Genomic DNA, 16412 nt, shown 5'->3' with positions numbered 1-16412 from the left:
TGACTTCCCCCCGCGGGCCCGTCCATGAGTGACGGTCCGTCGTCCCCGCCCCCTGGCGCCGCGCCGGCATGTGCCGGTGAGGCCAAGAGGCCCACGAGGAAGCAACTGTGACAAGCCATCAGGTTCTGCCGCCCCGTACTCCGACCGAAGCCGAGCGCGAGTTCCTCGGGGATCTCCACGAGGCCTTCGCCGAGGATGGCGCGTCGCTCGTCGACGACGCGGACATCCTCCCCTACCTGCACGATCGCTCGGGGGCCGCGGCGGCACCGTGGGATGTCCGCGCTCTCGCCGTCGTACGCCCCCGCGACGCGGACCGGGTCGCCGCCGTTCTTCGGCTCGCCCACCGTCACCACGTCCCCGTCGTCACGCGCGGCGCGGGCACGGGACTGTCGGGCGGGGCGGCGGCGGTCGACGGGTGTGTGGTGCTCAGCACGGAACGGCTGGACCGCATCGTGGAGATCTCGCCCGACGACGAGGTCGCCGTCGTCCAGCCGGGGGTGATCAACGCCGATCTCAACAACGCCCTTGCCCCGTACGGGCTTTACTACGCCCCCGACCCGGCCAGCCACGCCATTTCCACGATCGGCGGGAACATCGCGACCAACGCGGGCGGACTGCGCTGCGCGAAGTACGGCGTCACCCGCGACTCGGTGCTGGCACTCGACGTCGTACTCGCCGACGGCACCGCCCTGCGCACCGGCCACCGCAGTGTCAAGGGCGTCACCGGGCTGGACCTGACCGCCCTGTTCGTCGGCTCGGAGGGCATCCTCGGTGTGATCGTCGGCGCGACCGTACGACTGCGTCCGATCCCCGTCGCCACGGCCACGGTCAGCGCGTACTACCCCTCCGTGCGGGCGGCGTCGGACGGCGTGCGGGAGATCTCGCGTGCCGGTGTCGTCCCGGCGATCGCCGAGCTGATCGACAACGCGAGCCTGCGCAACATCGACGAGTTCAGCGGCTCCCGGCTGACCGACGGCGGCGAGGTGCTGCTGCTGGTGCAGACGGACGGACACGCCGCGCAAGCCGAGGCGGCCGATGCCGCCACGGCGCTGCGCCGCGCCGGAGGTGACGCGCGGGTGGTCGCCGACGCGCGGGAGGCCGAACGGCTGTGGGAACTGCGCCGCTCCGGGCGCGGCCGGACCCGGCCGGTGTGGGCGGTCGGTGAGGACGTCGCCGTACCCAAGTCCCGGGTGGCGGACATGTACGAGGAACTGGAGCGGATAGGGCGGCGCCACGCGCTGGACTTCGCGGCCGTCGCTCACGCGGCCGACGGAAATCTCCATCCCGTGCTCTCACGGCCCGTGCCCGAGGGCACCGACCCCGGAGCCCCTGCGCCGCCGGAGATCGACGTCGCCGCCGATGAACTGGTGCGCGGAGCGCTGGCGCTGGGCGGCACGATCACCGGCGAGCACGGTGTGGGCGCCACGAAGCGGCGCCGGCTGGAGGACGAGCTCGGCCCGGCCGGGCTCGCGCTCCAGCGGAGCATCAAGGCCGTGTTCGACCCGCACGGCATCCTCAACCCCGGCAAGGGCCTCTAGATCCCGTCCGGTCGGTCTTCGCCCGGCCCGGGGCGTGCTGCGAAAGTCCCGCCCGGCCCGCGACGCCCGGCACGCGCGCTCGCCGCGTTGCCGGAGTCGTCCGAGTACGTCCAGCGCTGTGACCGGTCGGTCTTCGCGGGGACGCCTCGCACGCGCCTTCGCCACCGACGGGAGGAGCCCAAGGGCCGGACGGACGGCTCTCCCACGGCTCACTCGTCCAGCCCGACCGCACGGCTTCCGCCACCGACGCGCCGCCCGCCCACCCGTACCCCCTCACCAGGAGACATCCCCATGCCCCTGTCCCGCCGCGGCGCCGACACCACCGACCTGGGCGGCTTCGGCACCCCGCCGCCCGCCGGGGTCCCCGGCTTCCTCCTGCTCACCAGTGGCACACCCGCCGACGAGGCCTTGCCGATCAAAGAGGTGGCCGAGGCCGCAGCCGGCGTGCTCGGGGGTCCTTCGGCGGCCGGCGCGTTCCAGTACTCCGGCGTGCAGGGGACACCGGAGCTGCGCGAGCGGATCGGCCACCGTGAGGGGGTCGGCGCGGACCGGGTGATCGTCACCAACGGTGCGCTGCACTCGCTCTCGCTCGTCTTCGACGCGCTTCTCGACCCCGGCGACCTGGTCGCCGTCGAGGACCCCGGCTACCCGCTCGCGCTGCGCGTCCTCGGCCGGTCCCACGTCAGGTACCTGCCGGTCCCCGTGGGGCCGGACGGCCTGGACATTGACGCCCTGGCACGGGCGCTCGAAGGCGGCGCCCGCCCCAAGGTGCTCTACACCGTGCCCGACTTCCACAACCCCACGGGCGTCACACTGCCCGCCTCCGCCCGCGTCCGGCTCGTGGAACTCGCCGAGCGTTACGGTTTCACGGTCGTCGCCGACAGCCCGTACCGCGAACTGCGGTACGCCGGTGACCCCGTACCCCAACTCAGCGCCGACACCGAGCGAGTGGTCCGCGTCAACAGCTTCTCCAAGACCCTCGGGCCGGGTCTGCGTCTCGGCTGGATCGTGGGCCCGCCCTGGCTGCTCCCGGCGGTGGCGCGGCTGCGCGCCAACCAGGACCAGCACTCCTCGACGTTCACCCAGGCCATCGCCACCGCGCTCCTGACCACCCCGGACCTCTTCGACCGGATCACCGCCAACGCACGTGCGCTGTACGGGAGCAGGGCCCACGCACTCCACGCGGCTCTGGGCGCGGCGCTCCCGGGCCGTGTCGAGACCGTACTGCCGGAGGGCGGACTGTTCCTGTGGCCCACCGTGCTGGACGAGGGCTTGGACCTGCACGCGGCGCGGACGCGGGCCCACGCCCTCGGCACCGACTTCGGCGTCGGCAGCCATTTCTCGCCGCCCGGCGGGAGCGGCTCCCCGGGGCGAATCCGGCTCGGTATCGGCGCGGTGGCCGAGGCCGACGTGGCCACGGCGATCGGCCGGCTGGCCGCGGCACTGAACCCGGAGGCCGCGGCCCGATGACCCACACGTCCGCACCCCCTTCCGTATCCGCGCCCGCGCCTTCGTCCGCGTCCGCATCCGAGGCGGCCTCTGCGTCCGCACCCGAGGCGGCCTCCGTATCCACACCCGAGCCCGCCTCCGCATCCGCTCCCGCACTCGCCCCGGAAGGACCCGTCCGCTGGGCGGCACTCGGCTGGGACGATCCGGCAGCCGCCGGGCTCCGGGCGCTGATGGACCTGGAGATCAAGCCCCGTTACGCGGCGTACGGGCCGCGCCCGCATATGCCGCCCCCGCCCACCGCCGAGGAGATCGCCGTCACCGGGGTCGCCCTCGCCGGTTCCGGGGATCCCGTCGCGACCGGCTCGCTGCGTACGCTCCCCGGTCACCGATGGGAGATCAAAAGGGTGTTCGTACGCGCCGACCACCGCGGACGCGGTCTGGCAGTGGCGGCACTGGCCGCCGTCGAGGCATCCGCCGCCGAGCGGGGCATCGCGCAACTGCTGCTCCAGACCGGCGACCGGCAGCCGGAGGCCGCCGCCCTCTACACACGCGAGGGCTGGCAGCGCGTCGCGCCGTATCCGCCGTACGCGCTCGACCCGCACAGCGTCTGCTTCGCCAAACAACTGCCCGCCGCCCGCGCCGATGTGCGGGGGAGCCATGCGTAACCGCCGCCCGCTCGCCGCCGTCCTCGGCGCGCTGCTGCTGCTCGCCGGGTGCGCCCCGTCCGGGGCTGGCTCCCGCACCTCGGCCTCCGGCTCGTCCCTGACCTGGGGTGTCACCACGGAGCCGCAATGCTTCGACCCGCACCGCTCCTCGCAGCAGAACGCTTTCATCGTCATCCGCAACTACGTCGACTCACTCATCGCGAAGAAGCCGGACGGGACATTCGCCCCCTGGCTGGCAACGCGTTGGAAGATCTCGAAGGGCGGGACGGTCTACACCTTCCGGCTCCGCGACGATGTGACGTTCAGCGACGGCACCCGCTTCGACGCGAAGGCCGCGAAGGCCAACCTCGACCATGTCGCCGACCCCGCGAACGCCACGGATGCCGCCAGCCTGCTCGTCAACTACAAACGCAGCACCGCACCCGATCCGGCCACGCTCCGGATCGAGCTGAAGAAACCCGACTCCTCGCTCCTGGAGTCATTCTCCAGCGTCAAGCTCGGCTTCCTCTCGCCCGCCTCGCTGAAGAAGGGGGACACACTGTGCAACGCGAGCCGGTCGCTCGTCGGCACCGGCCCGTTCGTCGTCGACGGCTACACCCGCGGCCAGTCCGTACGCTTCCGAAAGAACACCGACTACCACTGGCCGCCCGCCTTCTCCCGGCACCACGGCCCGGCGTATCTGGACACCGTCACCTATCGCTTCCTGCCCGAGTACTCGACCCGCTCGGGAGCGCTCGCCTCGGGCCAGGTGGACGTGATCGAGGGCGTACAGCCCCTGGACGTACCGCTGTTCAAGAACGTCAAGGGCTTCCAGTACCTCACCGGACCCTCCCGGCAGACCTCGTTCACCCTCAACATCAACTACACCCGGGGTCCCGGCGCCGACATCCGGGTCCGGCGCGCGCTGCGTGACGGCGCCGACCTGGACGCGGTGGTACGGGCCGTCTACCGGGGCACCGTGCCCCGCGCCTGGTCCAACATCGGTCCGGACAACCCCGACTACGACGCCTCGCTGAAGGGCGGTTGGGGCAACGACCCCAAGAAGGCCAACCGGCTGCTGGACGAGGCCGGGTGGACCGGCCGCGACGGCGACGGCTACCGCACCAAGAACGGCAAGCGCCTCACCCTCGAGGTCGGCTACCCGCAGCCGTATGTGCGCGACAACCGTGACGTGCTGATCGAGGCGCTCCAGGCCGAGCTGCGCCAGAACATCGGACTCCACCTCGACCTGAAGATCAACACCGCCGGGGAGTTCACCGATCAGAAGGCCAACGGCAGCTGGAGCATCTACCCGAACACACTCAATCCGCTGGACGCGGGCAGGGAACTGCAACAGGTCCTCGGAAGCACCGAGTTCCTCTACGCCAACGTCCACGGCCATGACGGAAAGCTCGACGCCATGATCAACCGAGCCCTGGCCACCACCGACCTGGACCGGCGTCGCCCGCTGCTGGCGAAGATCCAACAGCGCGCCGTGGACCGGGCGTACATCGTCCCGCTGTTCGCCCCGCACTACCAGATCGCCGCCTCGGACGCGGTCCACGGGCTCGGCTTCGAAACCCAGCTCGACTCGCCCGCCAACCCCTACGAGATACGGGTCGGCCGATGACCGCGGGGCAGCCGACGACCGAGGCCACCGCCACGGCGGATCGCCCCGCCGACGACTCCCGGCTCCGGTCGGGAGCCGTCGCCTGGCGCCGGGTGGCCACACGTATCGGCACCGGCATCGGGGTGATGTGGGCGGCCGCCACCGTCGCCTATGTCGTTCTGCACACCATGCCGGGGAAGATCGAGGACATCCTGCTGGGCGACCAGAGCTACCCGGGCGCCCAGGAGGCGGTCGCCGCCGAATGGGGGCTGGACCGGCCGCCTCTCGTGCAGTACCTCGACTATCTCGGGCGGCTGCCGCACGGCGATCTCGGCACCTCGTACGCGATGCGGCAACCCGTGATCTCCGTCGTCGGCGACCAGCTGTGGCCGACGGTCGAACTCACCCTGCTCGCCGCGGGGTTCGCCCTGGTCCTCGCCCTGTCGGTGGCGATCGGCACCGCGGGCCGGGCACGTCCGCTGCGCGCGACGGCCTCGGTGGCCGAACTCGTCGCCACATCCATGCCGGTGTACTGGCTCGGCATCCTGCTGCTGATGGCGTTCTCCTTCGGGCTGGGCTGGTTCCCGGTCACCGCCGACAGCGGGGCCGCCTCCCTGGTGCTGCCCGCTGTCACCCTCGGCCTGCCCATGGCCGGGCTGCTGTCACAGGTCCTGCGCGAGGCCCTGGAATCCACGCTGGAGCAGCCGTTCATCACCACCGTCCGCGCGCGGGGCGTGGGCGAGACACTCGTACGGCTGCGCCACGCACTGAGCCACGCGCTGCCACCCGTGATCAACCTGGGCGGCTGGATGATCGGCTCCCTGCTCGGTGGCGCGGTCATCACCGAGACCGTCTTCGGCCGGCCGGGGCTCGGCGCCGTCACACTGACCGCCGTGACGCACAAGGACGTGCCCGTCGTGCTCGCCGTCGTCCTGCTCGCCGCCTTCGCCTACGTGGTCATCTCCACGCTCGTCGACATCGTCAACCTTCTCATCGACCCGAGGCTGAGGACCCGATGACCTTTCGCTTCCGATGGCTGCGCCACACCGGCACCGCCCTGTGCGCGGCGCTCATCACCGTGCTGCTGCTCGCCGCCGCCTTCCCTAGTCTCTTCGGCGACGTCGACCCACTGCGCTCCTCGATGTCCGAATCCCTCCGGGCACCCGGCGCACAGCACTGGTTCGGCACCGATCTGCTGGGCCGGGACGTGTTCGCCAGGGTTGTGCACGGAGCCCGCTACTCCCTGCTGCTCGGGGTGGCCGCGATGCTGATCAGCCTGGTCCTCGGCCTGGTGACGGGTGTCCTGGCGGGGCTGTCCGGCCGGGTGGCCGACGAGGCCGTGGCGCGGGTGCTCGATGTGGTCTCCGCGTTCCCGGGCGTGCTGCTGGCGATGCTCGTGGTGGTCTTCACCGGGCCCGGCGTCTTCAACATCGCGGTGGCGATCGGGATTTCGGGCGTCCCGAAGTTCGCCCGTGTGATCCGTGCGCAGACCCGGGTGGTGAAGGACGCCGGATACGTCATCCACGCCGTCGTCCAGGGACGCGGCCGCGGCTGGATCCTGGCGCGGCACATCGCCCCGAACGTCCTGACCGCCATCCCCGTCATCGCCACCATCGACATCGGCACATCCATCGTGGCCGTGTCCGGGCTGAGCTTTCTCGGACTCGGCCCCCAGCCGCCGATCCCCGAGTGGGGCGTGATGCTCTCCGAGGGACGCGACATCCTCCGTACCGCCTGGTGGGCCGGGCTCTTCCCGGGCGTGGCCATGACCGCCACCGTGATCGCCTTCACCGTCGTCGGCCGCAGGCTGCAACTCCTCCTGGAAGGCAAATCCTCATGACCGCGAGCGACGTGGCATCCGGCGGCCCGCTCGTCGAAGTGGACGCGCTGCGCGTCGGCTTCCGTACCCGCGGCGGCACCGTACCCGCCGTGCACGGCGTCTCCTTCGCCGTCCACCCGGGCGAGTGCGTGGCGATCGTCGGCGAATCGGGCTCGGGCAAGAGCGTCGCCGCCCGGTCCCTCGTCGGACTGAACGCCCGGGACGCGGTGATCGAGGCCGAGGCGCTGCGGATCGACGGCCGCGACGCGACCGGCTTCTCGCAGCGGGACTGGCGCGCGCTGCGCGGCCGGTTCGCCGGGCTGGTCCTCCAGGACGCTCTGGTCTCGCTCGACCCACTGCGCACCGTGGGTCAGGAGGTCGGCGAGGCGATCCGGCACCATCGGCTGGTGCCCCGGGCCCATGCGCGCGAACGCGTACTGGACACGCTGCGGGCGGTCGGCATGCCGGAGCCGGAGCGGCGTGTCGACGCCTATCCGCACGAGCTGTCCGGGGGATTGCGACAGCGCGCGCTGATCGCCTCCGCCATGGCCGCCTCGCCGCGGCTGATCATCGCCGACGAGCCGACCACGGCGCTGGACGTGACCGTGCAGCGGCAGGTCGTCGACCTGCTCGCGGCCCGGGTCGCCGATGGCAGGGGGCTGCTGCTGATCAGCCATGACCTGGCCGTCGTCGCCGACATAGCCGACCGCGTTCTGGTGATGGAACGCGGCCGGGTGGTGGAGGACGGCCCGGCGCACCAGGTGCTCCGCCGCCCCCGTGCCCCGTACACCCGGCAGCTGCTGGCGGCGATCCCCTCGGCCGCCTCGCGCGGCGGGCGGCTGACCGGCGACCGGTCGGCGGCCACGGGCATCGGCACCGTGCCGCCGGTGGCCGCCGCCACGGCCCCGGCACCCCCGCGGTGGTCCGAGGACGACGTGGTCCTCGAAGCGAGGGGCCTGACCAAGGCGTACGCGTTGCGTGGCCCCGGGCAGGAACGGTTCACCGCCCTGGACGACGTGTCGTTCCGACTCCACCGAGGGGAGGCGCTGGGCATCGTCGGCGAGTCCGGTTCGGGCAAGACCACCTGCGCCGACATCGTGCTCGCCCTCACCCGGCCCGACTCCGGCGAGGTACGGCTGCACGGCCGCCCCTGGAGCGTGATGACCGAGCGGGAGCGCAGGCCCGCGCGGCGGCTGGTCCAGTACGTGCCCCAGGACCCGCTCAGCTCCTTCGACCCGCGCTGGACGGTGGGCCAGGTGCTGGCGGAGAACATCCACCGTCAGGAATCCCGCTCCCAGCGGCGCGATGTGGCCGTCGCCGCCCTGGAGCGGGTGGGCCTGACCGCGGGCCACCTCACGCGCCGTCCCCGCTCGCTGTCCGGCGGGCAGCGCCAGCGGGTGGCGATCGCGCGTGCGCTGATCGCCGAGCCGGAGATCATCGTGTGCGACGAGCCGCTGTCCGCGCTCGATGTCCTCATCCAGGCCCAGGTCCTCGATCTGATCGCCGAGCTGCGGGCGGAGCTGGGAACGTCGCTGCTCTTCATCTCGCACGACCTGGGGGTGGTGCACCATCTCACCGATCGCGTGCTGGTGTTCAAGGACGGCCGGGTCGTGGAGCGGGGCGATGTCGACGAGGTCCTGAGGACACCGCGCCACCCCTACACCCACGAGCTGCTGGCCTCGCTCCCGGGTCAGGAACTGCGGACCCTCTGACCGGGGCGGCGGGGGCGGGCCGCCTGTACATCTGCCGGCTCAGCTTCCGGCCGGGGCAGGAAGCTGAGCGCATCTCGGCATAGTGAAATACGATATGCGGGCATAGGTGGGGGTGTGTAGACGCGTCCGGTACGCGTAAGGGAGAGAGGTCCGTCGATGACGGAAAGTGAGATTCCGCGAGCGCCGCTCACACCCATCGTGGTTCTGAAAGTCCACGACGGAAACCCACCCTTCCGGCTCCTGGAGGTCGAGGGGGAACCGGCCGGCATGGCCTTTTCACTGGAAGACGTTCTGAGTCACGTCCATCGGCTGGGCCTCAAGGCCTCCGACCTCGATGACCCGGACAAGGTGCGCTGGGTGGGCGGTGACAAATACACCTGGTACGCCAGTCCTTGGCGCTGAATGCCGCCCGCCACGGCCTTTTCTCTTTGAGGCTCTCTTGGCTACGCCAGGCATGGCCGGTCGCTGATTGTCCGGCATTCCCCCGCCAACGGATTCTGCCGGGAATTCCAGGAGTGGCACGGAGGGACCGCGGCCACTCGGAGGGTCGGCGCCTGGGGTCCGCGGCACTGCTGACCGGTCCTGACCTGCTGTTGGAGACAGGTGTACGTGACGAGGGCCGCACGGCGACCGGCGCGCCAGGGGGCGCGTGAGGGCCCTCGGGGGGACCTCAGCCGTCGTCAAGATGAATCCTTCCCCGTGATCCGGCGAAAGCGCACAGGCCGGCGCTGGATGGCGAAGTGACTCGTTGGACCGTGAACTGATCGCTCATTAGGGTCAGTTGTGCGAACCGGCCGAAGCCGGCCCTTTCCTGTCCGGTCTCGCGGTGCTGCCCGGATTCGATGCCCGGTGGTGTAACCCTTCGGCGGGGAAAGGGGCATGGTGGCGGTGGGGTATGCGCATTCCGTGAATTACCCCCTTCCTGGTCTGCGATATGAGGCCGACGGAGCCTGATTCGGGCGACGAAGGCGGACGCGCCGTCCGACGGCGAGTGGGGTGGGGAGTGCTGAGTGGAGGAGGAGATCGCCGGAGCGGGACTCGACCTTGGCGAGGACACCCCGGCGCGCAGGGAGTTCGACGCGCTGCGTGTGATCCCCCATGCCGTGGACCTCGCCGACGACGTGCGGACGCGTTTGTCGGCCCGCCTGCTCAGGCGCCCCCGTGACACCGACGCGGAGGCGGAGAAGGGGCGGAACAACTCCGCGGCCGACCTGCTCCCGGCGCTCGCCGTCCGGGTGTTCGGCGTGCGGATCACCGTGGTCGGGGGCGACGGCGGTTTCCAGGATTTCGCACCACCTGAACCCCGCCCGAACGCCGGACTTCTCCAGTCCGTGCTGGACGTGGCCGGGCAGCACGCCTCCCGTACCCCCGCGCATGTGGTGCTCAGCCTGGCCGACGGTCACTACCGGCTCGCGGTTCCGGTGAAGCCCCTACCGGCCGAGGAGACGGTGGAGCCACCGGGCAAGGGCCACGAGACTCACGAGACCGCCCCAGGGCCTGTCCGGCGGTTCGACGATGCCATGGGCGGGGTGCGCAAGCCCGGTGCCCATGCCGTCGCGGACGACGCGGCGGCGGAGCCGGTACCGCGCGTCAGCCGCACGGAGAGCCAACGCCTGCTGGCCGCGACCCTGGTCACGGCCGCCGACCTGCCCGAAGTCCCGCCCCTGCTCGGTCCGGACGAGACGGTGACCGCGGCCGAACTGAGCAGGGCGGGTGTCATGAACCCGGGGGCCGTCGTTCAGGCCACCCTGAACGGAACCCTTCGGGTGCGTGACAGCGGAATCGAACCACTCGACCACGTACGGCTGTTGATGGTCAGAACCGGTCCGTGGAGCGTGGCGCTCGACGCCGTCGCCGCGCGGGCGTCGCGTCGGGTGTGGCGCTCGGCGTACGAGGAGTTCGTGCTCACGGTGTCCCCGGGGTCCGGGATGCCCGCGTTGGATCCGACGGATGTGTGGCGGCGGGCGGTGGCTCTGGTTCTGCCGTCGGAGTCGCATCCGGTGCTCGGTGACTCCCGGTACGCCGGGAGCGAATTCCGTGATGCGGTACGGGAGATGGCCGAGCGTCTGGCGGCACAGGGTCGGGATGCCCGGCCGGGTGGGGAACTGGTCGGCGGGGGCGGCGGGCGGCACGCGCCGGGGCGATAGATGCCCGCACGCCTCCGAGAGGCCGTGACGGCCGGGTCCCGCCCCGGCCCTTGACGGCCTTGACGTGGTCGCCCCCCGTAGAGGTCAGTTGACGTCGCGGCCGGCGAGGCGCTCGACACCGCGCAGGAGCGCGGAGTGGTCCAGCCCGCCGTCGCCGCAGGCGCGGGCGGAGGCGACCAGTTGGGCGACGAGCGCCCCGACGGGCAGCGGGGCACCCACCGTCCGGGCGGCCTCCGTGACGATGCCCATGTCCTTGTGGTGCAGATCGATACGGAAACCGGGAGTGAAGTCGCGGCCCAGCACCGCGGCGCGCTTGCGGTCGAGGACGGTCGAGCCGGCCAGGCCGCCCCCCAGGACGTCCAGCGCCGCCTCGAGGTCCACGCCGGCGCTCTCCAGGAAGACCACGGCCTCGGCCAGCGCCTCCAGGTGCACGGCCACGATCAGCTGATTGGCAGCCTTGACCGTCTGGCCGGCCCCGTGCGGTCCCACCCGCACGATGGTGGTGCCCAGTGCCTCGAACACCGGCCCGGCATCGGCGAAGTCGGCGGGCTCGCCGCCGGCCATGATGGACAGCACGCCCTCGACCGCTCCGGCCTCGCCACCGGAGACCGGGGCGTCGAGCGTACGGATGCCCCTGTCCCGCGCGGCGGCGGCCACCTCCAGCGAGGTCTCCGGGGTGACGCTGCTCATGTCGATCAGCAGCGTGCCCGGCGCGGCATGACGCAGGACGCCGTCCTGGCCGAGGACGACCTCCTTGACCTGCGTGTCGGCCGGGACCATCGTGATCACGACCTCGGCGTCGCGAACCGCGTCGGCGATGCTGTCGGCGCCCTTGCCGCCCGCGGCGATCAGTGTGTCGACAGCGGGCCGGCTGCGGTTGTAGCCGGTGACGGTGTGGCCCGCCTTCGACAGGTTGGCGGCCATCGGGCCGCCCATGATCCCCAGGCCGATGAAGGCGATCCTCAGTGGGGTGGTGCTCATCGCATGTGTCCTTTTCTCTCGGCGCTGTGTGGAAAGCGATGCCCGGCCGGAAGCCGGACACGAGATCTGCCCTCGCACAGTCGGGAGAGCGGCGTCCGGCGGGACAGCGCAGCAGATTCTGTGATGCGGATACTATTTTCTGCATTACGGAATAACAACCCCTCGTCATCCGTGCGGCCGGGATCGCGGACCTCGTCGCGCCATGGGTCGCGAGCGCACCGGCGCACGCCCCTGCTGGTGGCCGCTACCAGGCGGTTTCCAGAAAAAAGTTGATCTGACAAGCTCGTGCGAAGGCGTTGACAAGGTCACTGGGCAGACCTGTACATCTCACAACTGAAAAAATACTTCCGCACAGCGAAATTACTGATCCGCAGCCATGGGTATGGCCCGGAGCAGCCCATGTGGCCAGTGCTGTGCTGCCCGCCCCAGGAGGTTTTGACGTGAAACCCATCCACCTGCTCGGTGCGCTCCCGTTCATCGGGATCATCGGCGGGATCTTCTTTGTGAACCGAGTGACCCCTTATGTCCTCGGCATGCCGTTCAACCTCTTCTGGCTGGTCATGTGGGTCGTCCTGATCTCGGCGACCATGGCGGTCATCTACCGGCTGGACCCGGCCAACCGTGAGGAGCACACGTCATGACGGCCATCGCGGTCATCCTCGTCTTCCTCGCCGCCGCCCTGCTGTTGGGTCTGCGTGCCCGCCGCGGCAAGGACATGGACTTCGAGGAGTGGTCGGTGGGCGGCCGGGGCTTCGGCACCGTCTTCGTGTTCCTGCTCCTGGCCGGCGAGATCTACACGACCTTCACCTTCCTCGGCGCCTCCGGCTGGGCCTACGGCAAGGGCGCCCCCGCCTACTACATCCTCTGTTACGCCTCGCTCGCCTACGTCCTCTCGTACTGGCTGCTGCCGGCGATCTGGCGCTACGCCAAGGAACACCGGCTGCTCTCACAGTCCGACTTCTTCGTGTCCAAGTTCGACAGCCCGCTGCTCGGCGCGCTCGTGGCGCTGGTCGGTGTCGTCGCGATGGTGCCGTACCTCGTCCTGCAGTTGAAGGGACTCGGGATCATCGTCTCCCTGTCCTCCTACGGTCACATCTCGCCGCACTGGGCCATCATCATCGGCACCGTCGCACTGACCGTCTATGTGACGATCTCCGGCATCCACGGTTCGGCCTGGACATCCGTACTGAAGGACGGCGCCATTCTGGCGGTCGTGCTGATCCTCGGCATCTACCTGCCGGTGCACTACTTCGGCGGCATCGGGGACATGTTCCGGGCCGTCGACAAGGCCCAGCCGGATCTGCTCACCCTCCCCTCCAGCGGCATGAGCCCGTCGTGGTTCGCCTCCACCGTGCTCCTCTCGGCGGTCGGCTTCTACATGTGGCCCCACACCTTCAGCGCCTCCTACAGCGCGCAGAACGAGCGGGTCTTCCGCCGCAACGCCATCTTCATGCCGCTCTACCAACTCATCCTGCTCTTCGTCTTCTTCGCCGGATTCGCCGCGGTCCTCGTCGTCCCCGGACTCAAGGGCGCCGACGCGGACCTCTCCCTGCTCCGTATCACCGTCGAGTCGTTCCCGCCGTGGTTCGTCGGTGTCGTCGGCGGAGCGGGTGTACTGACGGCGCTGGTCCCCGGGTCGCTGCTGCTGATGTCCTCGGCGACCTGCCTGGCCAAGAACGTCTACCGCCTCGCCCGCCCCCGGACGACCGATGCCCAGGTCGGCCGCCTGGCCCAGCTGCTGGTACCTGCGATCGCGTTGATCGCCCTGTACTTCACCTTCAACGGCGGCAGTTCCATCGTCTCGCTGCTGCTCATGGGCTACGCCCTGGTGACCCAGCTCTTCCCCGCCCTGCTGGCCAGTCTGGCCTCGCGCCGGATCGTCACCAAACAGGGTGCCGCCGCGGGCATCGTCGTCGGGGTGATCACGGTCGCCCTCGTCACCATCACCGGTGTGTCCGTCGGCAGCCTGCTCCCCGGCCTGCCCCAAGCGGTCAAGGACCTCAATGTGGGCGTCGTGGCGCTCGTCCTCAATGTCCTGGTGATGACGGCCGTCTCCGCGGCCACCCGCACACCGGCGTCCGGCGACGACCGTGTGAACCTCCGGCCCGAGGCCCCGGCAAGCGCCGGCTGACCTCGCGACGTACCCCGCTCCCGCCGCCGTACCACCGATGCACACGCGGGAACGCGCTCCGCCGGACGGCAACCCCGTCATGGCCGGAGCAGGGCCGGGCTCCCTCAGCCACGATCGCTGCCGGAGCCGGCCCACGCACATGTCGGCCCATGCATGTGCCCGGCCCCATGCACGTGCCGGCCCCATGCACGTGCCGGTGGCGCGCCCCTGCTGACGCGCCCCTTCTCCTACCAGGGAAGGGGCCCCTCGGAGTCGAAGTAGCCGCCGGTTGGGCCGTCAGGACCCACTTGCGCCATGCGCACGATGATCTCGGCACCCTGCTCGACGGTCTGGACGCCTGTGTTCCCGTTCAGGTCGGTCTTGGTGAAGCCGGGCTCCACCGCGTTGATCCGCATGGCCGGGAACGCCTTCGCGTACTGCACGGTGATCATGTTGACCGCGGTCTTCGACGCCGGATAGGCCACGCCCGGATAGGCGTACGCCGGGGTGCCCGGGGTGGTGAGCCGGGCCAGTGAGGCCAGACCGCTGCTGACATTGACCACGACCGGGGCGGCCGAGCGCTGGAGCAGCGGCAGAAACGCGTGCAGGACGCGCACCGCGCCGAAGACGTTCGTCTCGAACGTCTGCCGCATATGGGCGGCGGTCACATCCGCGGCGCCGATCACGGCGTTGTTCTCCCCCCTCCCTTCGACACCGGCGTTGTTGATCAGGACGTCCAGACCGCCGTCGGCCCGGACGGCCTCCACCGCGGCCCGTACGGACGCGTCGTCGGTGGTGTCGAGCAGGACCAGCCGCGCGCCCAGCTGTTCGGCGGCCCGGTGCCCCCGTTCGGCGTCCCGGCTGCCCAGGTAGACGGTGTGTCCCGCTGCGATGAGCCGGCGGGCGGTCTCGTAGCCGAGCCCCTTGTTCGCTCCGGTGATCAGTGTCGCTGTCATGCCTCCATCATTCGACGGAGCGGAGCGGTTAGCCAGTCGTCCCGTCTTCCTGGGACTGCCGGTGCCAGGAAGACGTCCGATCGCTCGTGCGCTGACGGGGGATCGGGGCCGCGCCGGAGATCCCCGGCGCGGCTCGACCGGCGGCCCATGGCCGACCCACAGGCGGCGGAGGCGCGCTCAGCCCGCCACGGTCTGCGCGACCACGGCGATCGCGTCCGTCAGCTCCTCCTCGGTGATGGTCAGCGGCGGAGCCAGCCGGATCGTGGAGCCGTGCGTGTCCTTGGCCAGCAGTCCGCGGGCCATCAGCCGCTCGCTGATCTCGCGGCCGGTGCCGACGGCGGGGTCGATGTCGATGCCGGCCCACAGACCACGGGCGCGGTAACGCAGCACGCCCTTGCCGACGAGCGGCCGCAGGCCCGCTTCGAGGACGGTGCCGAGACGTGCGGCGCGCTCCTGGAACTCGCCGGTGCGCAGCAGGCCGATGACCGCTTCCGCGACCGCCGCGGCCAGCGGGTTGCCGCCGAAGGTGGAGCCGTGTTCACCGGGGCGCAGCACGCTCATCACCTCGCGGCGGCCCACGACGGCGGAGACAGGCACGATGCCACCACCGAGCGCCTTGCCGAGCAGCACCAGGTCCGGTGTCACGTTCTCGTGCTCGACGGCGAGGGTACGGCCCGTACGGCCGAGCCCGGACTGGATCTCGTCCGCGATGAACAGCGCGTTCGCGGCCCGGGTCAGCTGTCGTACCCCGGCCAGATAGCCGTCGTCGGGAATGACGACACCCGCCTCGCCCTGGATGGGCTCGATGAGGACGGCCGCCGTGGTCTCGTCGATCGCCGCCTCGATCGCCGCCAGGTCGTTGTAGGGGACCACGCGGAAGCCGGGGGTGAAGGGGCCGAAACCCTCGCGCGCCTGCGGGTCGGTGGAGAAGGAGACCACGGTCGTCGTCCGGCCGTGGAAGTTGCCGTCCGCGACGATGATCGTCGCCTGGTCACGCGGCACCCCCTTGACCTCGTACGCCCACTTGCGGGCGATCTTGATCCCGCTCTCGACGGCCTCGGCACCCGTGTTCATCGGCAGGGTGACATCCAGGCCGGTCAACTCCGCCAGTCCCTCGGCGAATCCGGCCAGCCGGTCGTTGTGGAACGCCCGCGAGGTCAGTGTGAGCAGGTCGAGTTGTTCGTGGGCGGCCCGGACGAGCGCCGGGTGGCGGTGGCCGAAGTTGAGAGCCGAGTAGCCGGAGAGCATGTCGAGATAACGCTTGCCCTCGACGTCCTCGACCCAGCTCCCCTCCGCGCGGGCGATCACGACGGGCAGCGGGTGGTAGTTGTGCGCGAGACCGGTCTCCTCGGCCCGGATCAACTCGGCGGAGGAGCGCGGGGCGCCGCCGGGCGCCGCGCTGTCGCGGTCGGCCGAGGCGTTCGGGGCGGTCATGGCGTTCGTGGTG

General features: G+C 70.9%; 14 protein-coding genes. 11 read left to right on the top strand and 3 right to left on the bottom strand.

Annotated elements, in window-relative coordinates; translation table 11 throughout:
* Positions 1 to 107 precede the first annotated feature (107 nt).
* The 9 genes from ACIOJD_RS25300 to ACIOJD_RS25260 all read left to right on the top strand — a co-directional run bounded on the left by ACIOJD_RS25300 (position 108) and on the right by ACIOJD_RS25260 (position 10918).
* On the top strand, positions 108 to 1538 hold the full coding sequence (locus tag ACIOJD_RS25300) for an FAD-binding oxidoreductase (RefSeq protein WP_401917709.1): 1431 nt from the start codon (positions 108 to 110) through the stop codon (positions 1536 to 1538).
* A gap of 291 nt (positions 1539 to 1829) precedes the next feature.
* Positions 1830 to 3008 carry a PLP-dependent aminotransferase family protein gene (locus tag ACIOJD_RS25295; protein WP_401917708.1) on the top strand — a complete coding sequence of 393 codons (1179 nt, stop codon included), beginning with the start codon at positions 1830 to 1832 and terminating at the stop codon, positions 3006 to 3008.
* Positions 3005 to 3652, top strand: a complete 648-nt coding sequence (locus ACIOJD_RS25290) for a GNAT family N-acetyltransferase (protein ID WP_401917706.1) — start codon at positions 3005 to 3007, stop codon at positions 3650 to 3652. Before ACIOJD_RS25295 ends, ACIOJD_RS25290 begins: the two co-directional genes overlap by 4 nt.
* Positions 3645 to 5261, top strand: a complete 1617-nt coding sequence (locus ACIOJD_RS25285; protein ID WP_401917705.1) for an ABC transporter substrate-binding protein — start codon at positions 3645 to 3647, stop codon at positions 5259 to 5261. The genes ACIOJD_RS25290 and ACIOJD_RS25285 overlap by 8 nt, the downstream gene beginning before the upstream one ends.
* The gene (locus ACIOJD_RS25280) at positions 5258 to 6259 is read left to right on the top strand and encodes an ABC transporter permease (protein WP_401917704.1); all 1002 of its coding nucleotides are present in this window, start codon (positions 5258 to 5260) and stop codon (positions 6257 to 6259) included. The genes ACIOJD_RS25285 and ACIOJD_RS25280 overlap by 4 nt, the downstream gene beginning before the upstream one ends.
* Entirely contained in the window at positions 6256 to 7080 is an 825-nt protein-coding gene (locus ACIOJD_RS25275; RefSeq protein ID WP_401917702.1) for an ABC transporter permease, read from the top strand. Before ACIOJD_RS25280 ends, ACIOJD_RS25275 begins: the two co-directional genes overlap by 4 nt.
* The gene (locus ACIOJD_RS25270) at positions 7077 to 8771 is read left to right on the top strand and encodes a dipeptide ABC transporter ATP-binding protein (protein ID WP_401917700.1); all 1695 of its coding nucleotides are present in this window, start codon (positions 7077 to 7079) and stop codon (positions 8769 to 8771) included. The genes ACIOJD_RS25275 and ACIOJD_RS25270 overlap by 4 nt, the downstream gene beginning before the upstream one ends.
* Before the next feature lie 156 nt (positions 8772 to 8927).
* Complete coding sequence (locus ACIOJD_RS25265) at positions 8928 to 9173, top strand: hypothetical protein (RefSeq protein ID WP_401917698.1); 246 nt, start codon at positions 8928 to 8930, stop codon at positions 9171 to 9173.
* 608 nt (positions 9174 to 9781) lie between these two features.
* Complete coding sequence (locus ACIOJD_RS25260; RefSeq protein WP_401917697.1) at positions 9782 to 10918, top strand: hypothetical protein; 1137 nt, start codon at positions 9782 to 9784, stop codon at positions 10916 to 10918.
* Between the two features lie 84 nt (positions 10919 to 11002).
* Here the strand turns inward: ACIOJD_RS25260 and ACIOJD_RS25255 are convergent, their stop codons facing one another.
* The gene (locus ACIOJD_RS25255) at positions 11003 to 11899 is read right to left on the bottom strand and encodes a 2-hydroxy-3-oxopropionate reductase (RefSeq protein WP_401917696.1); all 897 of its coding nucleotides are present in this window, start codon (positions 11897 to 11899) and stop codon (positions 11003 to 11005) included.
* 440 nt (positions 11900 to 12339) lie between these two features.
* On the opposite strand from ACIOJD_RS25255, the gene ACIOJD_RS25250 reads away from it, so the two are divergent.
* Together ACIOJD_RS25250 and ACIOJD_RS25245 are read left to right on the top strand one after the other, a co-directional pair.
* Complete coding sequence (locus ACIOJD_RS25250) at positions 12340 to 12540, top strand: DUF3311 domain-containing protein (protein ID WP_401917694.1); 201 nt, start codon at positions 12340 to 12342, stop codon at positions 12538 to 12540.
* Positions 12537 to 14030, top strand: coding sequence for a sodium:solute symporter (locus tag ACIOJD_RS25245; RefSeq protein WP_401917693.1), 1494 nt, complete (start codon positions 12537 to 12539; stop codon positions 14028 to 14030). Before ACIOJD_RS25250 ends, ACIOJD_RS25245 begins: the two co-directional genes overlap by 4 nt.
* Positions 14031 to 14257: 227 nt before the next feature.
* On the opposite strand, the gene ACIOJD_RS25240 is transcribed toward ACIOJD_RS25245, so the two are convergent.
* Positions 14258 to 14965, bottom strand: coding sequence for an SDR family NAD(P)-dependent oxidoreductase (locus ACIOJD_RS25240; protein ID WP_401917691.1), 708 nt, complete (start codon positions 14963 to 14965; stop codon positions 14258 to 14260).
* A gap of 177 nt (positions 14966 to 15142) precedes the next feature.
* Positions 15143 to 16399 carry an ornithine--oxo-acid transaminase gene (gene rocD / locus ACIOJD_RS25235; protein ID WP_401918045.1) on the bottom strand — a complete coding sequence of 419 codons (1257 nt, stop codon included), beginning with the start codon at positions 16397 to 16399 and terminating at the stop codon, positions 15143 to 15145.
* Between the last annotated feature and the right edge of the window lie 13 nt (positions 16400 to 16412).

It is taken from the genome of Streptomyces sp. NPDC088116, from assembly GCF_044741745.1.
GTDB lineage: Bacteria > Actinomycetota > Actinomycetes > Streptomycetales > Streptomycetaceae > Streptomyces.
The sequence above is the reverse complement of the archived record's forward strand: the minus strand, read 5'-3'. Positions and strand labels throughout refer to the sequence as shown.

Excerpts from the sequence above, each read along its gene's own strand:
- ACIOJD_RS25265 (WP_401917698.1), top strand. The coding sequence starts at position 8,928 with ATGACGGAAAGTGAGATTCCGCGAGCGCCGCTCACACCCATCGTGGTT.
- ACIOJD_RS25295 (WP_401917708.1), top strand. The coding sequence starts at position 1,830 with ATGCCCCTGTCCCGCCGCGGCGCCGACACCACCGACCTGGGCGGCTTC.
- ACIOJD_RS25240 (WP_401917691.1), bottom strand. The coding sequence starts at position 14,965 with ATGACAGCGACACTGATCACCGGAGCGAACAAGGGGCTCGGCTACGAG.
- ACIOJD_RS25270 (WP_401917700.1), top strand. The coding sequence starts at position 7,077 with ATGACCGCGAGCGACGTGGCATCCGGCGGCCCGCTCGTCGAAGTGGAC.
- ACIOJD_RS25245 (WP_401917693.1), top strand. The coding sequence starts at position 12,537 with ATGACGGCCATCGCGGTCATCCTCGTCTTCCTCGCCGCCGCCCTGCTG.
- ACIOJD_RS25290 (WP_401917706.1), top strand. The coding sequence starts at position 3,005 with ATGACCCACACGTCCGCACCCCCTTCCGTATCCGCGCCCGCGCCTTCG.
- rocD (WP_401918045.1), bottom strand. The coding sequence starts at position 16,399 with ATGACCGCCCCGAACGCCTCGGCCGACCGCGACAGCGCGGCGCCCGGC.
- ACIOJD_RS25255 (WP_401917696.1), bottom strand. The coding sequence starts at position 11,899 with ATGAGCACCACCCCACTGAGGATCGCCTTCATCGGCCTGGGGATCATG.
- ACIOJD_RS25280 (WP_401917704.1), top strand. The coding sequence starts at position 5,258 with ATGACCGCGGGGCAGCCGACGACCGAGGCCACCGCCACGGCGGATCGC.
- ACIOJD_RS25275 (WP_401917702.1), top strand. The coding sequence starts at position 6,256 with ATGACCTTTCGCTTCCGATGGCTGCGCCACACCGGCACCGCCCTGTGC.
- ACIOJD_RS25285 (WP_401917705.1), top strand. The coding sequence starts at position 3,645 with ATGCGTAACCGCCGCCCGCTCGCCGCCGTCCTCGGCGCGCTGCTGCTG.